Below are 18913 nucleotides of genomic sequence, written 5' to 3'. Positions count from 1 at the left end.
AGCCTAGAAGAATTGGAAAATGTGATTGCAAAGTATGCTTACTACAATTGCAATGGCGAACTGGGAAATCGAGTAACGTTCTACGCCCAGCAGTAAGAAAATTAAATGAAGGAAGGGTAATACCAGTTGAAAGTTCAAAACAACATTGTCACTTTAAACAAGGAAGATGTTGCTTCTCTTACTATATCCTCCGATAATGCTGTTTCATTAACGGAAGTAAATAGAAGGAGAACGTATTTATAGAAAAGCGCGGGACTGACACTATCCCCACGTTAACCACCTTTGCATATGCATACAAATTTTACAACAAGTCTAAAAATTATTGACGTAATTTTAAATTCGCTTTAAAATAAAAATAACTCATCAGATGACTTGATGATCTTATAACCAGTTTAACAAGAAAAAATGAAAGCGTTTTTTTGGTGAACTCATAATAAAGGGGGTTAGTTAACATGTTATTATTTGCAGCATTAAGTGCGATAATTGCACCATTTATTTTCCTAGTTATCTTTAGGATGCCAGCAGTTAAAGGAATGCTCTTTAGTGCACTCATTGTAATTGGCCTTGCATTTTTTGTGTGGGGAATGGGTGGGACAATTGTCATTGCCTCCATTCTTCAAGGGCTACATAAAGCATTGACCATTCTATTGATTCTATTTGGTGCGATTGTTTTACTAAATACACTCCGACATACCGGTGCGGTTGATCGGATAAATCAAGGTTTTCGTAATATTTCAAGCGATATGCGTGTTCAAGTTATTATTGTTGCTTTCTTATTCGGTGCATTGATTGAGGGGGCTGCGGGATTTGGGACACCAGCTGTTGTGACAGGGCCTTTAATGGTAGCACTCGGTTTTAACCCAATGGCTGCTGCTACATTGGCTTTAATCGCTGATAGTTCCCCTGTATCATTTGGTGCAGTCGGTACACCGATTCAAGTAGGTTTAAGTAATATTCCTAATGCAAATCTAGCGTTTTTCAATGAAATTGGTGTCAATGTTACACTGATTGACTTGTTTGCTGGAACATTTGTACCACTTATTTTAATTGCTATTTTGACTCTATTCTTTGGTAAGAAAAAAGGGCTGTCCAGTACATTAACAATGGTACCATGGGCACTTCTTGTTGGTATAACTTATACAGGGTCATCCCTTTTATATGCAACATTGTTTGGACAAGAGTTTGTTTCAATTTTAGCTTCATTAACAGGACTTGCTATTGCTACATTAACTGCAAGAAAAGGGTTCCTTCTGCCAAAGACAACGTGGAATGAGGCGCTCCAATCTGATTTTAAAGTATCAGAGAATAAATCTAATATGGGGTTAATAAAGGCTTGGTCACCGTATTTAGTAGTGGTAGGGTTACTGCTTATCACTAGAATCATAGACCCAATTAAAGCGTTTACCCTTAATCACGTTGATTGGACATGGAGTAATATTCTTGGAATTGAAGGAATAACATCTGGGTGGGAAGTATTATATTCCCCTGGAACGATTTTACTCATTGCAGCTCTATTTGCAATATTAATTCAGCGCAAGTCATTTTCAAATTTCACAAAGGCTTCAAAAGAATCACTTGGACAAGTTAAGAGCGCTGGCCTTGCCTTGTTTTCAACTCTTGCACTGGTACAGGTGTTCTCTAACTCTGGTTTGAATATGAATGACTTAGTTAGTATGCCACAATACATTGCCGAGACATTGGCAGAAACATTTGGTTCCGGTTGGTTATTTGTTGCTCCATTCCTTGGAGAACTTGGCGCATTTATTACCGGTAGTGCAACCGTCTCAACACTGACATTTTCACCAATTCAGTTTAATGTAGCAAATGAAGTTGGTATGAATCCACAAATTATATTGGCACTGCAGGTTATTGGTGCTGCTGCTGGAAATATGATTTGTGTTCATAATGTTGTTGCAGCGTCAACAGTTGTTGGCTTGACAGGTAAAGAGGGAGATGTCATCCGAAAGACGTTAACACCAGCAATATTATATGGGATTTTAGCTGGTATTGGCGGGTTTGTAATCATGCAATTTATTTAAAATGCAGATGACCTCCAAGTAAATAGAAAGCCTTAACAAATAGTCCAATAAAGTACTGTAATACAAACTGGACTAGGCTCCTTCTTCCTTATTTGGCACCTGTGCGGTAAACTAGAATGTAGGATAGGAGGGATATCTTGAATGTTAAGCCGATAAAGACAAGAAAAATATATGAAGAAGTTTCAGATTCATTGATTGATATGTTAAAGTCTGGCGAACTTTCACCAGGTGATAAGCTGTCTTCGGTTGAACAGTTAGCAAAAAACTACAATGTTAGCCGTTCGGCGGTCCGGGAAGCATTAAGCGGATTACGTGCCATTGGTTTAGTGGAAATGCGACAAGGGGAAGGAACATATATTACCAAGTTTGATCCCTCTCAATTTTCACTCCCTGTTACCACTGCGTTGTTGTTAAAGCGTGAGGATATCAAAGAGTTATCCGAGGTAAGGAAAATTCTCGAGGTTGGTTCAGCAAGTGCTGCTGCGCTTAGTCACCGAGAAGAAGATTTAATCCCGATGGAAAAAGCATTACAGAAAATGTACGATGCGAAGGGGAAAGGGGAACTTGGTGAAAAAGCAGACCTTGAATTCCATCTAAGCGTAGTAAATGCAACACATAATAGAATGCTAATAAACCTAATGGGGAGTGTTTCCGATATTATGGTTGAGTCCATGCGTGAAACACGTCGGCTAATTTTATATTCAGATGAGAGAAAAGGTGCTCTTTTCAACGAACATCAGCGTATTTTTGAGGCCATTAAATCCAGAAACCCAGAAAATGCCCAAAAAGCAATGCGTGATCATCTGATTGAAGTTGACCGTTTAATTGCGGAATATATTGATTAAAAATGATTGTTCTGGCTTTACAAACTGTAGGGCCTTTCTAAACAAGCTAGTCATCTGATGACCTGCTTTAAACGATGTTAAGACAAACGAACTTAAATGTTCCTTTATCCGACCATAATCCAAATTTTAAGTTGGGTACTTCACTAACAATACGAGAAATATAAACTTTGAACGAATTACCAAATTATTATTATACGAGGATGATTTATATGAATAACAAGCCATCTACATCAGATGTTATTTTAATTGGTACAGGAATTATGAGTGCTACCTTAGGAGTGTTACTAAAAGAATTAGCACCAGAATGGAAAATTACAGTATTTGAACAACTTGATGAAGCTGGTAAAGAAAGCTCTAACGAACGGAATAATTCAGGAACAGGACATGCTGCTTTATGTGAGATGAATTATACAATTGAGCAACCTGATGGCACAATTGATATGGAAGCTGCAATTAGGATAAATGAACGTTTCCAACTTTCAAGACAGTTCTGGGCTCATCTAGTGGATCAAAAGTTAATTGGTGAGCCACGTAACTTTATTACAGGTTTACCGCATATTAGTTTTGTAAAGGGCAAAAAAAATGTAGCTTTTTTAAAGAAACGTTTTGAAACAATGTCTAAGCACCCATTGTTTAACGGAATGGAGTACTCTGATGATCCAAGTATGCTAAAAGAATGGTTCCCACTTATGATGAAGGATCGATCAACAAATGAAGCCGTTGCAGGGGCAAAAATTGATGATGGTACTGATGTCAACTACGGGGCACTAACCCGCGCAATGTGTGATTACCTAGAAAAAGAAAATGTGAATATCAATTACAACCACAATGTTAAAGATATCAAGCGCAGGAAAGACGGTTTATGGGAAGTTACCGTTCAAAAAGGTGAAGAGGTAATTGAAACACACACAGCGAAGTTCGTATTTATTGGTGCTGGTGGTAAAAGTTTACCTTTACTACAGAAAACGCAAATTCCTGAAAGCAAACATATCGGAGGATTCCCAATTAGTGGGCAATACTTGGAATGTAATAATCCTGAGGTAATAAAACAGCATCATGCGAAGGTATATGGTAAAAATCCAGACGGAGCACCACTACTTGTTGTTCCACACTTGGACTCAAGAACAATTAACGGCAAACAAACGTTGATTTTCGGACCGTTTGCTGGTTTTTCACCTAAATTCCTAAAAACAGGATCAAATATGGATTTATTTGGCTCAGTCAAATCGCATAATCTAATTACGATGATGGCTGCAGGTGCAAAAAACTTATCATTATTACAATACTTAATCCAACAATTAAGATTAACAAAAAAAGAACGAATGAAAGAACTGCGTGAGTTTTTCCCTGATGCGAAAGATGAAGATTGGGAACTAAAAGTGGGAGGACAACGTGTACAAGTAATTAAAGATACAGATAAGGGCAAGGGAACAATTCAATTTAGCGATACAGAAGTTGTACGTTGTAAAGATGGTTCCTTAGCCGCATTACTTGGTGGTTCTCCAGGTGCCTCAACATCCGTTTCAGATATGATTCGTTTAATTGAAAATTGTTTCCCTGAGCAGCTTGATGTATGGAAACCAAAGCTAAAAGAAATGATCCCTTCTTACGGCGAAAAGTTAACTGATAAACCTGAACTCGTTGATAAGATTCAATCTTGGACAATGGAATCACTTGATTTGAAATAATTTGTGTCATGGAAATAAGTTGATATATCTTCTTATTCCTATCAAAGAAAGGTTCTTTGTTAAATATGGAGGTGAGGTGCATGAGATGAATCACCACTATGTTTTACAGAGAACCGTTTTTATATAATACTAAGATTGAATGTAAAAATATTAGCCTAGGTACTGACATAATGTTTTGGATTGTACAACATTATACCAATGCCTTGGAAATACAAATAAGTGCATTAACTGATTTTCTGTTCTTTTAAATATGTTGTTGGAAGAGGCATCCAAAACTTTAATAAATAAAATTGGCTTGTTTTTTAAGTAAACCGCTAACCGCTACCTATTTATGATACGGTTCTGCGCAGTGTGCCTAAATGAGGTTATTCTCCTCGATATAATATCAACATTATACTTTATACAATTGGTTGGCTATGCTACAGTCTGTCTAACTTTAGTCCAGAGTCAGTCCTATCCCCTGTAGTATCGGTCCAATTATCGGTCCGGAATCAGTCCAACCTCTTGTAGTATCGGTCCAATTATTGGCCAGACTGCCGTATTTCATTTCAATATATCATGCATTACTTTAATCTATAATGACTTGCTCGTGCTTTACCTTCTAAAGTAATAATTTCTTTATCCCTTAAACGTTGTAAAATACGCTTACTACTTGTAGATGAAAAACCACATAATCTTTCTACATCAGAACGAGTAATCGAACTATTCTTATTCAGGTATTCAATAATCATTGTTTTAGCTTGTATTTCGTCAAAATCTTTATCTTTAGTATACGCAATATTATCATTCAAACTTTCATACACTCGATGAGTGAACATATATTTATTTCTGATTTCTCTCTGAAGAATATTTTTCTTTTTACAAAGCTTGTTCAACACATTTGATGCGGACTGAGGTGTAATTTGTGCCACTTCCGCAGCTTTACCCAATGTAGCAGTTTTATTAGTCTTAATATATTGTCATCGCAAGAATATTAGAGCGACGGTTGAAAGGGAAGTATTCAATTACGAAAATACTTGACAGCCTAGGGAAAGCTTCGTGTAGCCACATACAAGGAAATTATTATTTATTCGATTTATTTGATGACGTTCTTTTTGATATCAATAAGGAATTGGATGTAGATTTAGGACAAAAATGCTTGTCATTAAAAGAAATTAAAAAAGTTTTAGGAGCAACGAAAATAGGTTGATTTACACTACAACTTTTTGACAAATAAAAGCAGCAAAAAACCTAGTAAGTATAAGGGTTTAAGGCTGCTTTTTCCTCATTTTAGCTGCAAAAGTCAGGTTATACCAAAGTTAGAAAGTAAAATGTAAATGTAATTAGGTATGTGTCATTAAAAACCTCATTTACTTATGGTACGGTTCACCGTACCTAATCTAAATGAGGTTTTTATTATTCCGATAGATTTAAAATAACCGACTTTGCATAAGCTTTAAAATCATCAATGTGCTTTTCTAAGATGGCTTCTAAGATATCCAATTCAATGGATTGATAATCATGTACAGCGATATTACGAAAACCAACCATATTCATTAAAGTTTTGGCTAATGATTCATCTATTATATTTGCTTCTCGTAAAAGCTTAAAGGCTTCACGACTTGCTTTAGGAACACCTAACTTTTTTTCACTGACAATATGCATGGCTAAATCAATACTTGCTTCACAGGCACGCTGGATATTTAGAATGATACTATCCTGCTTTGTGAAATCCTTTAAATTCTTAGGGTTATTTTCATATACTTCATGAATTCGATGAATACAACGTTCAATGGTCGTCACTTTATTCAAAACTACTTCATTCATCCCCAAAAACACTTCCTCTTTCTTGAATACTTCGTAATACTTCCGCCCGCTGCTCATTTAACTCCGCGTACATATGATAAGCCTTTATTCGTTGTTTCACGAATTCATTCTCGTCACGACATTCGATTAGTTTTCCCGTTGAAAATATTTGCATTGCAAATACCGTATCAATTTCTCGTATATTTACTAAATCAACATCTTTCCCGCAAATTTGTGCTAGCTCCCCTGTAAGTATAAAAAGTTCGTATGAAGATAGCGGCTGCTCCTTATAATAAGCCAAATCGACATCACTGTCTCCTCTAGCTCTTTCTTTTGCATAAGAGCCGAATAATAAAATAAACGCTGGATTTACTTTTTCAGTTAAGGTTTCCACAAGTTTCTGTCTGATTTGTTCAGATAGCATGAGTTCACCACTTTCCCCTTTACACTATTTTAAAATTTGGATATCTTTCCTCAATTATATTTTTATTGCTCCGTATAATTCTTGTTCTATACTCAATTCCTATACCATCTTTCTCCTTTTTATTGAATAATAACCCCATTTGTTTTATCTAAAGAGTAATTCAACATATTTCAGGTAAATTCCTTCTATAAAAAAGCATGCGAAACTATTTGTCAACATATCCTTTACTAATTGTTATTTATAACATATATACTTAAGTTCGGGTGTCAGGAACCCACACAATTACCTATAAAGTAAATAAAAAAACTTAAATAAAAAAATATATTTTTCCCTTAAAATTTTCTGCAAAAACAGGTTCAATTCTTATTCCTATTGATACTTGATACCCCACTTATACATTTCATAGTAAACGGGGAATAAATCTTTCCCTTTTTCTGTAATTGTATATTCAACACGTGGAGGGATTTCATTATATTGTTTCCTAGTAATTAAACCGTCCTTTTCAAGTTCTCGTAACGTCGTGGATAGCATAGTATTGGTGATTTTTGGGATAGCTCGTGTAAGCTGACCAAAACGAGCATTTTTTAAAGCGATGATTTCAAATAGTACTTGATTCTTCCACTTGCCCTGCAGGACATTGAAAACGGGATCAAGTGGGTTAAAATTAGGATTGCAGTTTTCTTGATTATTTAAATTTTGTTCCATTAATTCTTGTAAATTCGGTATGTCCATTGTTTTTTCCACTCCTCGGTATTGTCCACCGTACTTGGTAAGTTATTTTATCGTACTTGAAATGAATATCACTCAGTACGATAATCGTACTAGTACAAATAATAAACCGAAAACAGGGGGGATTCAACCATGAAAACATTGTTAATTACAGGAGGAACTAGTGGCATTGGCAAAGGACTGGCGAAGTATTATTTAGCAGCCGGGAATAGGGTCATTATCGTAAGCAGAAATAAAGGTGATCTACATAATGCTATTTATCTTCAAGCAGATTTGAGTCTTGCTTCGGAAAACTACCGTATCATCGAGAACATCCAAAGGACCTATGGCTCAATCGATGGATTGATTCTTTGCGCTGTCCTACAAACAGCTCGCAAAAACACTTTAATCACAAAAGAAGGTTTGGAATTCACCTTTGCATTGCAGTATTTAAGTCGGTATATCCTTTCAAATCGGTTAGCATTCAATGATGACTCCTTTATTTTAAATGTTGCTACCCCAGGCATCAACAGCCCCGTCAACTTTGACGATTTAGAATATCGTCGCAAGTTTAACAGCGTGAAAGCTAACGCCAATGCTAACCGGCTAAATGACTTGCTGGGTGCAGGATTCAAAAGAAAGGGCATTCGTTATATTTTATATAATCCAATGGCTGTAAGAACTTCTGGGGCTAGATCAGTCTTTGCGAATCCATTAATGAGAATATTCTTGAAAGTAGTTCACCGTCTAGTAGGACATGAGGTTGATGAAATCGTAAATAGTATTGTTGACGTCTTAAAGGAATCAAGATCGCAGATTTTCTCAGCTTATAGACTTTCAATACCTGTCGATTTATCCATGAAAACATTTAATCCACAAAAGGCTAAACAGTTGGAAAAGATCACTGAAAAGGTACTTTTAAATGTGTAGGAGAAATTATGAACGGTCTAATAAAAAAAATGATAATACCGGAATTAGATTTAAAACGTGGCAAATATAAAGGTATTTTTCCCCTCCTTTAATACCAATACTGTTATAAAAGTTAAAGGAGTGATTGCGGGTGGTGACGGGCACCGAATAATAAAAAGTGCCTGTCACGCCCCGAATAATGTCGAATGATTCGACAAATTGCGGGTGGTGACAGGCACCGAATCTTAAGAAGGTATACATACTCCCATAATTGAAGTGGAGCTTTGGGATCAAGTGCAGCAAAAATTGAAAACACGTTCTTTTCGTCCAGCACTATCAGCAAAACCATACTTCTTAGGTCGCTTACTTCGTTGTCCTGAATGGGATATGTAATGACTGCTGCAAAGTCTAGAGGTAAAAACGGCAAACAATATAGACTTTATCAATGTGGTCAGTATAAAAACAAAGGTAGAACCGCTTGCCAAGCACATACGATTAATGCCGATAAGGCTGAAAAATTTGTTATTGATGAATTAAAACGTGTTGTAACACATCCCTATTTTATTGATAAATTAGTTGATAAAATGAACGCTGATCGATTAAATGCTGAATCACCATTATTGGATGAAAAGAAACGGCTGTTAAAGAACAAAAGGAAAATCGAAAAGCAGATAGACAATCTAGTTACATTGCTAATGGATGATCCTGAATTAAGAGATATTTATAGCAAGAAAATGCTAGAACAGAAAAATCATCTTGCAACAATAGAAAATCAAATGGAAAATGTAGAAAAAGAGATCAATTCCATTAGTAAAGACCCAATTGATGCAGAAGCACTCATACAACTGCTTAAAAACATTGATGTTCTACTGGATCAAGCAGACGCCACGGAAAAGAAGGAGCTTCTTGCACTTTTTATAAAGGATATCCAAATTACCAAGGAAAAGGCATCCCATAACGAAGGACGCCAAATCAAATGCATCAACCTGATGTTTGACTTCACTATTGAAGCCTTACAAGGTAGCTCTAGTATTTTAATTAACAAAATATCTGAAATAAACTGCATTGCACCACTCGATAGAACCTTCATGGAAGAACCATTTTCAAGGGATGAAAACTTCAGGGAAGCCTTATCTTCCCTTAATTTTTTACCCTTATTTATGGTAAGGTTCCCCCCTAATAATCCGAAAGGCCCGATAAACCTGTTCCAACAACACCAGCCGCATTACCTGATGCGGGAATGTCATCTTAGAAAACGATAACGCCAAATCACTACGCTTTTGTACAGCCTCACTAATCCCAAGTGACCCGCCAATCACAAACGCAATTTTGCTTTTCCCATATGTAGCAAGTTCATCCATCTTGGCCGCCATTTGTTCTGACGTCAGCATTTTGCCGTTGATTTCTAGTGTGATCACATATGTATCCGGTGAAATCGCACCAAGAATTCGGTCGCCTTCCTTCCGCTTCACTTCTACCATTTCTGCTTCGCTCATGTTTTCCGGAGCTTTTTCATCGGCAACCTCGATAATATCTACTTTTGCATAGGCAGTGAGCCTTTTTAAATATTCCTGGATTCCTTGCTTTAAGTACTTTTCCTTCAGTTTCCCAACCGCAACGATTGTTATTTTCATTTCTATCATTCCTTTTCTGGGCCAAGGTTCCTGTCCCCATGTCCCGCAATCTCTCTTCCTAAAACTACTGGAACAAATGATGCAGTAAACGTTCCCGATCTTCGAAAAACTGCTTCATGATCGAATAATGGTTCGTGTCTTCTAAGGATTTTTCTGCCATGCCTTCTTCTGTAAGCTCAATGATTTTTGCAAGATTATACGCCATTATGATTGGCGAGTGGGTTGATATGATGAACTGTGATCCTTGGTTGACCAGCTCATGAATCCGGGCAAGCAAGGACATCTGCCTTAGTGGTGACAGCGCCGCTTCTGGTTCGTCCAAAATATATAGCCCTTTACACTGAAACCGATGGATAAAAGCTGCAAAAAAAGATTCACCGTGCGATTGCTCATGGAGCGATTTGCCACCAAAGGAATCGATAATCCTCGGGGCGGGAGTTGGTTGTGCATCCATCTCCTCAATATTTGTTGCCACATTATAAAACGTTTCTGCACGGAAAAAGAAGCTATCTTTTGGTCTATACGCACCTTTTATTACAGTTAAATATTGATCAAGTTTAGAGTGAGAGTCATAACTAGAAAAGTTAAAATTACGTGTTCCACCTTCAGGATTAAACCCTAACGCAACAGCAATGCCTTCAAGCAATGTTGACTTTCCCATACCATTTTCCCCAATTAGGTACGTAACATTAGGATGAAAAGCGAGATCCCTAAATGTACGGACGACAGGAAGATTATACGGAAACATGTTATATGATGGTATCTCATCCTTTTTTATTCGAAGACTTCTTATATATTGGGTATCACTATTTAACTTAACCATAAATTCATCCCACCTAACACAATATATTGCGATATTGCTGGGACAAGAAACCTGTCCCCATGTCCCAGTTTACCTAATCATGTTTGGATAATCTAATCTTTTTCATGTGTTTGGGGAAAATAAATGATATCCGCAGAAATTAGAAGGGGGCGAGCATCCATGCATGATTTAGATCCACACCATATATTCGAACTGGGACTTATAATGGTTATGATTGCAGCAGGGATTACTGCGATTGCGAAAAAATTTAAACAACCGTATCCGATTGCGCTTGTCGTTGTTGGGGCAATCATTGGGCTTGTAAACATTCCTGCGTTGGAGCCGCTAAAGTCGTTTATTACAGAAGGAGAAGTGTTTAACTTTGTCATTATTACATTATTTTTACCTGCATTGTTGGGGGAAGCTGGATTAAAGTTACCATTCGCTCATATTTACGAAAATAAAACCCCTGTTCTTGCTCTTGCCTTTGGCGGGACCTTATTATCATTTATCGTTGTTGGCTTTTCATCCATGTGGCTTCTGCAGCTTTCTATCCCAGTAGCGTTCGTATTTGCAGCATTGATGAGCGCGACCGATCCAGTAAGCGTATTGTCTATTTTTAAAAGCGTTGGCGTAAATAAGCGCCTTGCAACTGTTATTGAAGGGGAAAGTTTATTTAATGACGGTTTAGCAGTTGTTCTATTCAATATATCAGCTTTTTCCTTACTGCAATATGTGGACCTTGGCTTTGAAGGTATTGGCTTGGGAATATGGGAATTTGTTAAAGTTATCACACTCGGACTGATCATCGGTGGTGCTCTTGGATTTGGGGTATCCCGTTTAACGCGACATTTCGATGATTATCCATTAGAAATTATTTTTAGCATCATCCTCTTTTATGGGGCATATTTACTTGCAGAAAGTGTTGGTGCATCAGGCGTTATCGCAGTTGTTGTTTCTGCCCTTGTTTTGGGTAATTATGGTGCTAAAATTGGAATGAGTCCAACGACAAGGTTAAATATCAGTAATTTTTGGGATGTAGCAGCATTGTTGGCAAATTCACTCGTATTTTTAATGGTCGGCTTGGAAATAACGCGAATCAATGTAGCTGATAAATGGGGACTCATTTTTATTGCTATTCTGATCGTACTTGTTGCGAGAAGTGTTGCAGTTTACAGTAGTTTGTTATTCATTAAAAATTTCCCCAACCCATGGAAGCATATTTTAAATTGGGGCGGTTTAAAAGGTTCATTATCCATTGCACTTGTTCTCAGTCTGCCTGATGATTTTGCAGGTCGGGAGGAAATTTTGATTATGGCCTTTAGTGTGGTGTTATTCTCATTGGTCTTCCAAGGTCTTTCCATTAAGCCGCTTATATCCTTACTAGGTGTCAAGAAGCAAGAGCGAGGATATAAGGATTATCGAGAACTTATATCCCGTTCATATCGTTATGAGACAGCCATTGAAGAAATAATGAAAGTAAAAAAGAACCTGCTGATAACAGAAACAGTAGCAAAGGAAATCATAGACAAATATGAACTGGGAATAACCAATGCGCAGCGTGGTGTAGAGCAGCTGTTGGAGAAATACCCTAACCTTAAAGAAAAACAACAAACTGTCCTCCATAAACATTCCTTATATGCACAGCACGATGCCATTGACCGCTTGTTAAAAGAAGGTATAATTACAAATGATATTGCCGAGAAGGAACAAGCTTCCATAACAAACAAACTTGTGGAATTGGATAATGACCAGTAACACGAATTACATGCCTATTTGATTAGTTGCTATTTACCAATCAACACGTTTGTCATATGTATCACAAGGGAACATCGTTAAAAACTACACAATAAGGAGCGATACTCATGCAACAACTTTTATTTATTCAAACCGGGACAGGCCTTGATGTACATGGTCAGGATGTAACTGTGGCATCCCAGCGAGCAATTGAGGATGCGATTCACTACAATTCCATGCCAGGGATCACGAAAATGCTTCCTGATGGTGATTTAGAAAAGATGAAAGTAAACGTGAAATTAGCAATTCCCGCTGACCATGACAAATTAGACGAGGGAAAAATCAAAGCAATGATTCCATACGGTACGGTGACCGTTGAAGTTGTTGATGGTGGAATGGCAACAACAAGCGGCATCTTTTTGGAGGATAAACACGATAAAAATGATTTGATGTACATTGTTAATGCAGCTGTGGAAGTTGGTTATTAAAAAAACAAGGCGTATCCAGGATGATTCCGGATACGCCTTTCATTTGCAATAGTGCAGCTTTAACTATTATGCATTTCCCAATTCAGACTTCTGAGAAACAACTGGCCTTTTCAATGAGAATACCGCACAAAGCAAGGAAATGATAACAATTACACATCCAACCCAAGATATGTTGGCTACAGATCCGGTTTGTCCCAATGCAATACCACCTATTAAGGAACCGAGGGAAATTCCGATCTGCAATGCCGAATTATTAAAGCTTTGTTGAATATCTGCTGTATTTGGGTCTGTTTGAATCAAATAGCTTTGCTGTGGCGGGGCAAGTGCCCAACTTAATGCAGCCCATATCATCATGATTGGCGTAAATATGACGAGTGAAACCGTTGAAAATGGCAGCACAAACAGTACGATGGCAAATAAACCAATCACAACTAGAATACTTTTTTCGGCGCCTATTTTATCTGAAAGCGATCCGCCAACCGCTCCTCCACTTACAGCTGCTATGCCAAATGCGAAATAAACAATGCTGATCCACGTGGAATTCAGATGGAGTGTGGTTTCCAGAAAAGGTGTAAAATACGCATAAAGGGTATAGTGTCCAGCAAGCATAAACATGGTTGCCAAATGGGCACTTCCTAATTTCGGACTAGCAATTGCCTTTAGTTGTGTTTTAAGCGGAACCGTCTTTTCACTTGGGATTTTGTCCATAAACAGTGCAACAAGAATAAAAGATCCGACTGATAAAGCAGCGATACAAAGGAAAATAACGCGCCATCCAAATGCATCTGATATTAAAATGCCCAAAGGAACGCCCAGTACTAGCGAAGAGCTGATTCCCATATACACAAATCCTACTGCCCTAGCTTGCTGTCCGGGCTTAACAATTTTTGTAGCAATGGTCAAAGACAGGGCTACAATTAATGCCGTACTCATCGCCGTTACTATTCTGGCAATCATTATCAAGGTAAAATTCGGACTGAAAAATGTCATGATATTACCAGCAAAAAAGACAAGCAATGTGATAAGATAGATCTTTTTCCGTTCCATTTTACTTGTTAGTATGAGTAAAACTGGACCGGCAATCGCATATATGAGTGCAAATACTGTTATCAGTTGACCTGCAGTAGCAAGCGAGATGTTTAAATCATTTGCGATTGCAGGAAGTATCCCGCCAACGATTAATTCAACAAGTCCAACTGCAACAGCTGATATAGCGAGTATAAATACTTTAAAATTCATACAAAACCTCAATTCCTTTCTTAGTCTTGTGGGACATGGGGACAGGTTTGTTGTCCCGCCTACAAACTCAGTCACGCCGCCAAGCAGGACTGGGACAACAAACCTGTCCCCATGTCCCATTAACAAACAAATAAAAAAATCCCGACTACAAAATAACTTACTTTGTAATCAGGATTTTCCGGTTCCTGGTAGAGACCCCCAAGCCATATTCTTGGGGTTATACATCAACATATATTGTCTGTTTATAGAATCTAATTTTAAATTATACTCCTTCATTCATTGCTTTTCAAGTTAAAAATCCAACCAGTTTTATCCGTTGAACTAGGCCAGAATTCGTAATTATTTCCGCGGATGATTCTAAAATCCAAACTGCTTGTTCAATAGAGAAAAAAGTATGATAAAGCACATATCCATCTTGTTTTTAATGGATATGCGCCATAGTGAAACACTTATTGTTGCGTCTTCTTCATAAATTCCTGAAAGTCAGCAATACTTGGATTCCCCATATAGTGCCCACCTTCAACTTCAATTGTTTGGCCTGTGATGAATTTTGACTCATCGGACGCTAAAAACAAGACAGTATTTCCAATATCATCTGCTTCCCCATGGTATGGAAGTGCATTGAATTTCGCAAAAATGTCCAGAACTTCTTCAGGCATGTTGTTTTTGGCAGCCGGTGTCAGGACTAATCCTGGTGCGACACCATTACAGCGAATGTTATCCTTGCCATATTGTGTGGCAATATAACGTGTTAAGTTCACGACTGCTGCCTTTGATGCACCATACGCTGATCTGGTTGAATCTCCGGCAAATGCGGCCATTGATGCAGTATTAATAATTGATCCACCGCCAGCCTTGATCATATGTGGAATCGCGAACCTGCTGCCCAATAGCACACTTTTTGTATTCACATTCATCAGGCGATCCCATTCAGCCAAATCAATGTTGACCACGTCAAGGTCCTTCTGTAAATTTGTTAGCCCAACATTGTTATACAAAACGTTAATTGTTCCATACTGATTAACGGTGAATTCCACTGCTTCCTTGATGGATTCTTCCTGTCCAGCGTCGAGAAAAATTCCTGTTGCCTCATAACCTTGATTCCTAATGAGCTCGGCCGCTTCTTTAGCACCGTCAACATTAAAGTCTCCAATTACAACCTTTGCACCTTCTTTTGCCATTAACGTCGCAGCAGAATGGCCAATTCCTGATGCTCCACCTGTAACTAACGCGACTTTTCCTTGTACACGTCCCATCCTATTCATCTCCATCAATTATTTTTCAAAATTCCCTAGTAGCTTTTCATGAATTGCTAAAAACTGTTCTATTTCTTCTTCTGTTAGGACTGAAAAAAGTTCTTTTCTTAATTCAATTCCCTTTTGCTGTGCTTCTTCAAGCAGTTCCATCCCTATATCTGTAATGGCCAATCGGATAATTCTTCGGTCAGCTTCATCATATTTTCGATCTGCATAACCATCTTTGATCAGTCGGTTTGCGATATTGGTCATTGCACCCGGAGTGTATCCTAGCTCATTGGCAAGTTCGGATTGCTTTTGTGCACCTTTTTGCTTTAGTTCTGACAAGACAAGAATCGGGGAAATCCCTATGTTATGCTTGAATGATTTTGTCCATCTAATAATTGATTCATTGGTAAACAACTCAACCGCCCGAATCAATTTAAACACATTATTCTTTTCCAAACGGTACCACTCCAGTTAACGTAGTTTGATGGAACCACCATCTACCATTATGGTCTGGCCGGTGATGTAATCAGAATCTTCACTAGCCAAGAAAACAGCAGCCCGTCCGATATCACTTTCCAGCTCGCCAAATCGGCGCATTGGGATATTGGCTAATACGGATTGATAATATTCTGGTTCTTCCTTAGCCCACGCCTGTACCCCTGGCGAATTGGCAATTGGCGAAATCAAGTTAACATTAATTCCAAACTGGCCAAATTCATTTGCGGCCACACGAGATACTGCCCGAATAGCCTCTTTAGCAGCTGCATAGGCTGCTTGTGTAGAGTGTCCTTCAATTCCCGCACCAGATGCAAAGTTTATAATGCTTCCTTGTGATTCCTTTAAATATGGCAAAGCGGCTTGCATGAGATAAAAAGTTGGATAGAAGCCTGTATTAAAGGACAAATCTAGATCAGCCTGTGTTAATTCGTCAAACGGCTTACGTGTAGATGCATGTGCATTATTAACCAGGATGTCCAATTTACCGTATTTGTCCACCACCTGCTTAATGATCCCCTCTAGTTTGTTGTGCTCAGCAAGATTCGCTTGAATAAATATTGAATTTGGTTGATATTCCTGCAGTTCTTTAATTGATTCTTTGCCAGTTTCCTCATTTAGGTCAACGATAGCGACTGTTGCGCCTTCCTTCACAAATGCAGTTGCCATCCCTTTACCGATTCCACCTGCACCACCAGTAATAATTGCAATTTTATCTTGTAGTTTACCCATTCGTAATCAGCTCCTTTATATATAGTTTAACACTAAACTATTTTATGTTAAACTATCTAATTCTATTGTTACCTATTTCTCTACTTTTTATCTAAAGTGACAAAATTTCTTTCCCTCTCCACTTATAATTACAATTTGTACATCGTGCCATAGAACTATCTCCTTTCCACTAAACTCTACCCAATCGTAAAAGGGTGACTGCTCTAAGTGAACGACCCACCACTTATCACGCTTACAAGCTGATTGAAGTGGGGGCTTCCCAACTACTTAGCAGTTTCCCCCTGCTTCTTTTCCATTTTCGTTAACACTGCTTCCGTTATAACTGCAATAATGGCTCCGAATACAAGACCATTACTAAGCACTGAAACAAGCGTTGGCGGCATTGCGGAAAATGCTTGAGAAGGGATAAACATTACTCCTATTCCTGCAAATAAAGATATCCCCACAACTTGAAAAACATGCCCTTTATTTTCAACCCCTTCAAACTCCTGTAACGCCAAACTAATAATACTAGCAAACACCGGGAATATCGCAGCATACCCAACAGCTTCAGGAATTGCCGCAACAAACGATGTAACTGGTGGAAACAAACTAATTGCGACTATCAAAAGCGAGCCAATGATAAACGGTTTTTTGCTTGTTATTTTTGACGTTTCAATAAACCCAGCTGAACCGGAAACAGGCACCGCACCTATTGCCGAGAAAAACCCGGCAAGCAACTGGTTAATTCCAGAAATAATTCCGGTTTGCTTTAAACGATCCTTCTCTACCGGTACGTGATGACACTCTAATACTTGTTGAACAACGCTTACCGTTGCCAACATATTAGCTAGGAGAAGTAATGTGATAAAAATAACCATTATAATCATATTTGCTTCTATCCGTGGTGAACCAAATGCAAAAACTTCAGGAAGCTTAATGAATGAATTTACCATTGTAACAGGCTTTGAGAGACCAAAAACAGCAAACAAAATCCATCCGAAGATAATACTAAACAATACAGAATAATGCCCAACACGTGGAAGTTTCATAAAGCCATAAGATAAGATGACTATTATAAACGATAATAAAAGAACCTTGCCATCAACAACTTTTGAATCCCCGCTTAACCCAAACATTCCCTGCAGAAATGAACCGCTTAATTGTGCAACCATGAGAATCAGGTAAATGCCCACAACCGTCGGGGTAAACAAACGTGCTAATTTCTTTACCAACCCAAGTACGCTTAACACAATAAAAATAACACCACTCAATAAAAATGCATATTGCAATACCCGCAGTGTTTCCAGTTGGGACCCAAATAAGACGGAGCCTAATCCGGCATATAATGAAAAGACACCCCACCAAAGACCAGCCGGGCCTTCCTGTACTGGCAGACGGTGTCCAAACAATGCTTGCAAGATCCCTGCTATTCCAAGGACAAATAACGTTCGCTGAACAAATTCAACCGTCGAAATTGCATCAAGTCCATAACTAGATGCAATAGCAACCGGTATAACCACACTACTCATCAATATAAATAAAGCCCATTGCAGGGATGAAAAAATAACGCTCAACTTTCTAACACTCCTTTTACATGTTTCACACCAAAATTAAAGAAACTATATACAATCATACGGCAACATTATGTAATGAATCAAATTAATATTTTACATGCTATTATGGGGTGTTACTCATGACAATTACACAGTTTGAGGTTTTTGTCACTGTTGTGGAAACAGGTAGTTTTACAAAGACTGGAGAAAAATTAAACATGACCCAATCGGCAGTGAGTCATGCAGTGAAGGGACTGGAATCTGAACTTGGAGTTGTCCTGTTGATTCGTGACCGACGACGCGGATTACAGTCGCGCACTCTTGGCCGAAACTCGCGCACCCATGCCTGAGAGTCGCGCACTCCTGGACGAAACTCGCGCACCCATGCCTGAAACTCGCGCACCCCTGGACGAAAGTCGCGCACCCATGCCTGAAACTCGCGCATCCCTGGACGAAACTCGCGCATCCATGCCTGAGAGTCGCGCATCCATGCCTGAAACTCGCACACCCCTGGACGAAACTGGCGCACCCATGCCTGAGAGTCGCGCACCCCTGGACGAAACTCGCGCACCCATGCCTGAGAGTCGCGCACCTCGACTAGAAAGTTGC

At 38.5% G+C, this 18913-nt stretch carries 19 protein-coding genes, 1 pseudogene and 1 riboswitch; of the genes and pseudogenes, 9 read left to right on the top strand and 11 right to left on the bottom strand.

Annotation, left to right across the window (positions count from 1 at the left end):
- Positions 1-452 precede the first annotated feature (452 nt).
- The 3 genes from C8270_RS04830 (at position 453) to mqo (ending at position 4572) form a co-directional block, all read left to right on the top strand.
- Positions 453-2039 carry an L-lactate permease gene (locus C8270_RS04830; RefSeq protein ID WP_106495746.1) on the top strand — a complete coding sequence of 529 codons (1587 nt, stop codon included), beginning with the start codon at positions 453-455 and terminating at the stop codon, positions 2037-2039.
- Between the two features lie 137 nt (positions 2040-2176).
- Positions 2177-2884 (top strand): FadR/GntR family transcriptional regulator, encoded by a 708-nt coding sequence (locus C8270_RS04825; protein ID WP_106495745.1) that lies wholly within the window; start codon positions 2177-2179, stop codon positions 2882-2884.
- 209 nt (positions 2885-3093) lie between these two features.
- Positions 3094-4572 (top strand): malate dehydrogenase (quinone), encoded by a 1479-nt coding sequence (gene mqo / locus C8270_RS04820; RefSeq protein ID WP_442785789.1) that lies wholly within the window; start codon positions 3094-3096, stop codon positions 4570-4572.
- Positions 4573-5135: 563 nt separating this feature from the next.
- Here the strand turns inward: mqo and C8270_RS04815 are convergent.
- Positions 5136-5501, bottom strand: a complete 366-nt coding sequence (locus tag C8270_RS04815) for a hypothetical protein (protein ID WP_106495744.1) — start codon at positions 5499-5501, stop codon at positions 5136-5138.
- 26 nt (positions 5502-5527) lie between these two features.
- Between C8270_RS04815 and C8270_RS04810 the strand changes: the two are divergent.
- Positions 5528-5761 (top strand): annotated as a pseudogene (locus tag C8270_RS04810) (IS1634 family transposase); the annotation flags it as partial.
- 206 nt (positions 5762-5967) lie between these two features.
- Here the strand turns inward: C8270_RS04810 and hepT are convergent.
- The 3 genes from hepT to C8270_RS04795 all read right to left on the bottom strand — a co-directional run bounded on the left by hepT (position 5968) and on the right by C8270_RS04795 (position 7525).
- Positions 5968-6378 (bottom strand): type VII toxin-antitoxin system HepT family RNase toxin, encoded by a 411-nt coding sequence (gene hepT, locus C8270_RS04805; RefSeq protein ID WP_106495743.1) that lies wholly within the window; start codon positions 6376-6378, stop codon positions 5968-5970.
- Positions 6371-6781, bottom strand: a complete 411-nt coding sequence (mntA, locus tag C8270_RS04800; protein ID WP_106495742.1) for a type VII toxin-antitoxin system MntA family adenylyltransferase antitoxin — start codon at positions 6779-6781, stop codon at positions 6371-6373. Before mntA ends, hepT begins: the two co-directional genes overlap by 8 nt.
- 369 nt (positions 6782-7150) lie before the next feature.
- The gene (locus C8270_RS04795; RefSeq protein WP_234028474.1) at positions 7151-7525 is read right to left on the bottom strand and encodes a winged helix-turn-helix transcriptional regulator; all 375 of its coding nucleotides are present in this window, start codon (positions 7523-7525) and stop codon (positions 7151-7153) included.
- A 117-nt stretch (positions 7526-7642) separates the two neighbouring features.
- Here C8270_RS04795 and C8270_RS04790 point away from each other — a divergent pair, with 117 nt between their 5' ends.
- Together C8270_RS04790 and C8270_RS04785 are read left to right on the top strand one after the other, a co-directional pair.
- Positions 7643-8419 carry an SDR family NAD(P)-dependent oxidoreductase gene (locus C8270_RS04790; protein WP_106495741.1) on the top strand — a complete coding sequence of 259 codons (777 nt, stop codon included), beginning with the start codon at positions 7643-7645 and terminating at the stop codon, positions 8417-8419.
- A gap of 359 nt (positions 8420-8778) precedes the next feature.
- Positions 8779-9660 (top strand): recombinase zinc beta ribbon domain-containing protein, encoded by an 882-nt coding sequence (locus C8270_RS04785; RefSeq protein WP_106495740.1) that lies wholly within the window; start codon positions 8779-8781, stop codon positions 9658-9660.
- Here C8270_RS04785 and rlmH read toward each other — a convergent pair.
- Both rlmH and C8270_RS04775 read right to left on the bottom strand, forming a co-directional pair.
- A complete protein-coding gene (gene rlmH / locus C8270_RS04780) occupies positions 9553-10032 on the bottom strand; it encodes a 23S rRNA (pseudouridine(1915)-N(3))-methyltransferase RlmH (RefSeq protein WP_106495739.1) in 480 nt (159 codons plus the stop codon). The two genes, C8270_RS04785 and rlmH, sit on opposite strands and share 108 nt — an antisense overlap.
- A gap of 64 nt (positions 10033-10096) precedes the next feature.
- Positions 10097-10855 (bottom strand): AAA family ATPase, encoded by a 759-nt coding sequence (locus C8270_RS04775; protein WP_106495738.1) that lies wholly within the window; start codon positions 10853-10855, stop codon positions 10097-10099.
- Positions 10856-11014: 159 nt separating this feature from the next.
- Between C8270_RS04775 and C8270_RS04770 the strand changes: the two genes are divergently transcribed.
- Positions 11015-12592: a cation:proton antiporter gene (locus C8270_RS04770; RefSeq protein WP_106495737.1), complete on the top strand. Its 1578-nt coding sequence runs from the start codon at positions 11015-11017 to the stop codon at positions 12590-12592.
- 107 nt (positions 12593-12699) lie between these two features.
- A complete protein-coding gene (locus tag C8270_RS04765) occupies positions 12700-13059 on the top strand; it encodes a Lin0512 family protein (RefSeq protein ID WP_106495736.1) in 360 nt (119 codons plus the stop codon).
- A 66-nt stretch (positions 13060-13125) separates the two neighbouring features.
- On the opposite strand, the gene C8270_RS04760 is transcribed toward C8270_RS04765, so the two are convergent.
- From C8270_RS04760 to C8270_RS04740, 5 genes are all read right to left on the bottom strand, one after another.
- Complete coding sequence (locus C8270_RS04760; protein WP_106495735.1) at positions 13126-14298, bottom strand: MFS transporter; 1173 nt, start codon at positions 14296-14298, stop codon at positions 13126-13128.
- Positions 14299-14443: 145 nt separating this feature from the next.
- Positions 14444-14543, bottom strand: a riboswitch (purine riboswitch).
- A gap of 204 nt (positions 14544-14747) precedes the next feature.
- The gene (locus C8270_RS04755) at positions 14748-15554 is read right to left on the bottom strand and encodes an SDR family NAD(P)-dependent oxidoreductase (RefSeq protein ID WP_106495734.1); all 807 of its coding nucleotides are present in this window, start codon (positions 15552-15554) and stop codon (positions 14748-14750) included.
- Between the two features lie 18 nt (positions 15555-15572).
- Positions 15573-15998, bottom strand: coding sequence for a MarR family winged helix-turn-helix transcriptional regulator (locus C8270_RS04750; RefSeq protein ID WP_106495733.1), 426 nt, complete (start codon positions 15996-15998; stop codon positions 15573-15575).
- Between the two features lie 15 nt (positions 15999-16013).
- Entirely contained in the window at positions 16014-16769 is a 756-nt protein-coding gene (locus C8270_RS04745; protein ID WP_106495732.1) for an SDR family NAD(P)-dependent oxidoreductase, read from the bottom strand.
- Positions 16770-17032: 263 nt separating this feature from the next.
- Complete coding sequence (locus tag C8270_RS04740) at positions 17033-18325, bottom strand: purine/pyrimidine permease (protein WP_106495731.1); 1293 nt, start codon at positions 18323-18325, stop codon at positions 17033-17035.
- A gap of 119 nt (positions 18326-18444) precedes the next feature.
- Here C8270_RS04740 and C8270_RS04735 point away from each other — a divergent pair, with 119 nt between their 5' ends.
- Complete coding sequence (locus C8270_RS04735) at positions 18445-18654, top strand: helix-turn-helix domain-containing protein (protein WP_106495730.1); 210 nt, start codon at positions 18445-18447, stop codon at positions 18652-18654.
- Positions 18655-18913: the final 259 nt, after the last annotated feature.

Origin of the sequence: Lentibacillus sp. Marseille-P4043 (assembly GCF_900258515.1) — a bacterium.
In the GTDB taxonomy this organism is placed as follows: domain Bacteria; phylum Bacillota; class Bacilli; order Bacillales; family Amphibacillaceae; genus Lentibacillus_C.
The sequence above is the reverse complement of the archived record's forward strand: the minus strand, read 5'-3'. Positions and strand labels throughout refer to the sequence as shown.

Bases quoted from the DNA above. Each gene is read 5' to 3' on its own strand.
- hepT (WP_106495743.1), bottom strand. From the start codon at position 6,378: ATGAATGAAGTAGTTTTGAATAAAGTGACGACCATTGAACGTTGTATT.
- C8270_RS04770 (WP_106495737.1), top strand. From the start codon at position 11,015: ATGCATGATTTAGATCCACACCATATATTCGAACTGGGACTTATAATG.
- mqo (WP_442785789.1), top strand. From the start codon at position 3,094: ATGAATAACAAGCCATCTACATCAGATGTTATTTTAATTGGTACAGGA.
- C8270_RS04765 (WP_106495736.1), top strand. From the start codon at position 12,700: ATGCAACAACTTTTATTTATTCAAACCGGGACAGGCCTTGATGTACAT.
- mntA (WP_106495742.1), bottom strand. From the start codon at position 6,781: ATGCTATCTGAACAAATCAGACAGAAACTTGTGGAAACCTTAACTGAA.
- C8270_RS04775 (WP_106495738.1), bottom strand. From the start codon at position 10,855: ATGGTTAAGTTAAATAGTGATACCCAATATATAAGAAGTCTTCGAATA.
- C8270_RS04830 (WP_106495746.1), top strand. From the start codon at position 453: ATGTTATTATTTGCAGCATTAAGTGCGATAATTGCACCATTTATTTTC.
- C8270_RS04755 (WP_106495734.1), bottom strand. From the start codon at position 15,554: ATGGGACGTGTACAAGGAAAAGTCGCGTTAGTTACAGGTGGAGCATCA.
- rlmH (WP_106495739.1), bottom strand. From the start codon at position 10,032: ATGAAAATAACAATCGTTGCGGTTGGGAAACTGAAGGAAAAGTACTTA.
- C8270_RS04785 (WP_106495740.1), top strand. From the start codon at position 8,779: ATGGGATATGTAATGACTGCTGCAAAGTCTAGAGGTAAAAACGGCAAA.
- C8270_RS04745 (WP_106495732.1), bottom strand. From the start codon at position 16,769: ATGGGTAAACTACAAGATAAAATTGCAATTATTACTGGTGGTGCAGGT.
- C8270_RS04790 (WP_106495741.1), top strand. From the start codon at position 7,643: ATGAAAACATTGTTAATTACAGGAGGAACTAGTGGCATTGGCAAAGGA.
- C8270_RS04760 (WP_106495735.1), bottom strand. From the start codon at position 14,298: ATGAATTTTAAAGTATTTATACTCGCTATATCAGCTGTTGCAGTTGGA.
- C8270_RS04735 (WP_106495730.1), top strand. From the start codon at position 18,445: ATGACAATTACACAGTTTGAGGTTTTTGTCACTGTTGTGGAAACAGGT.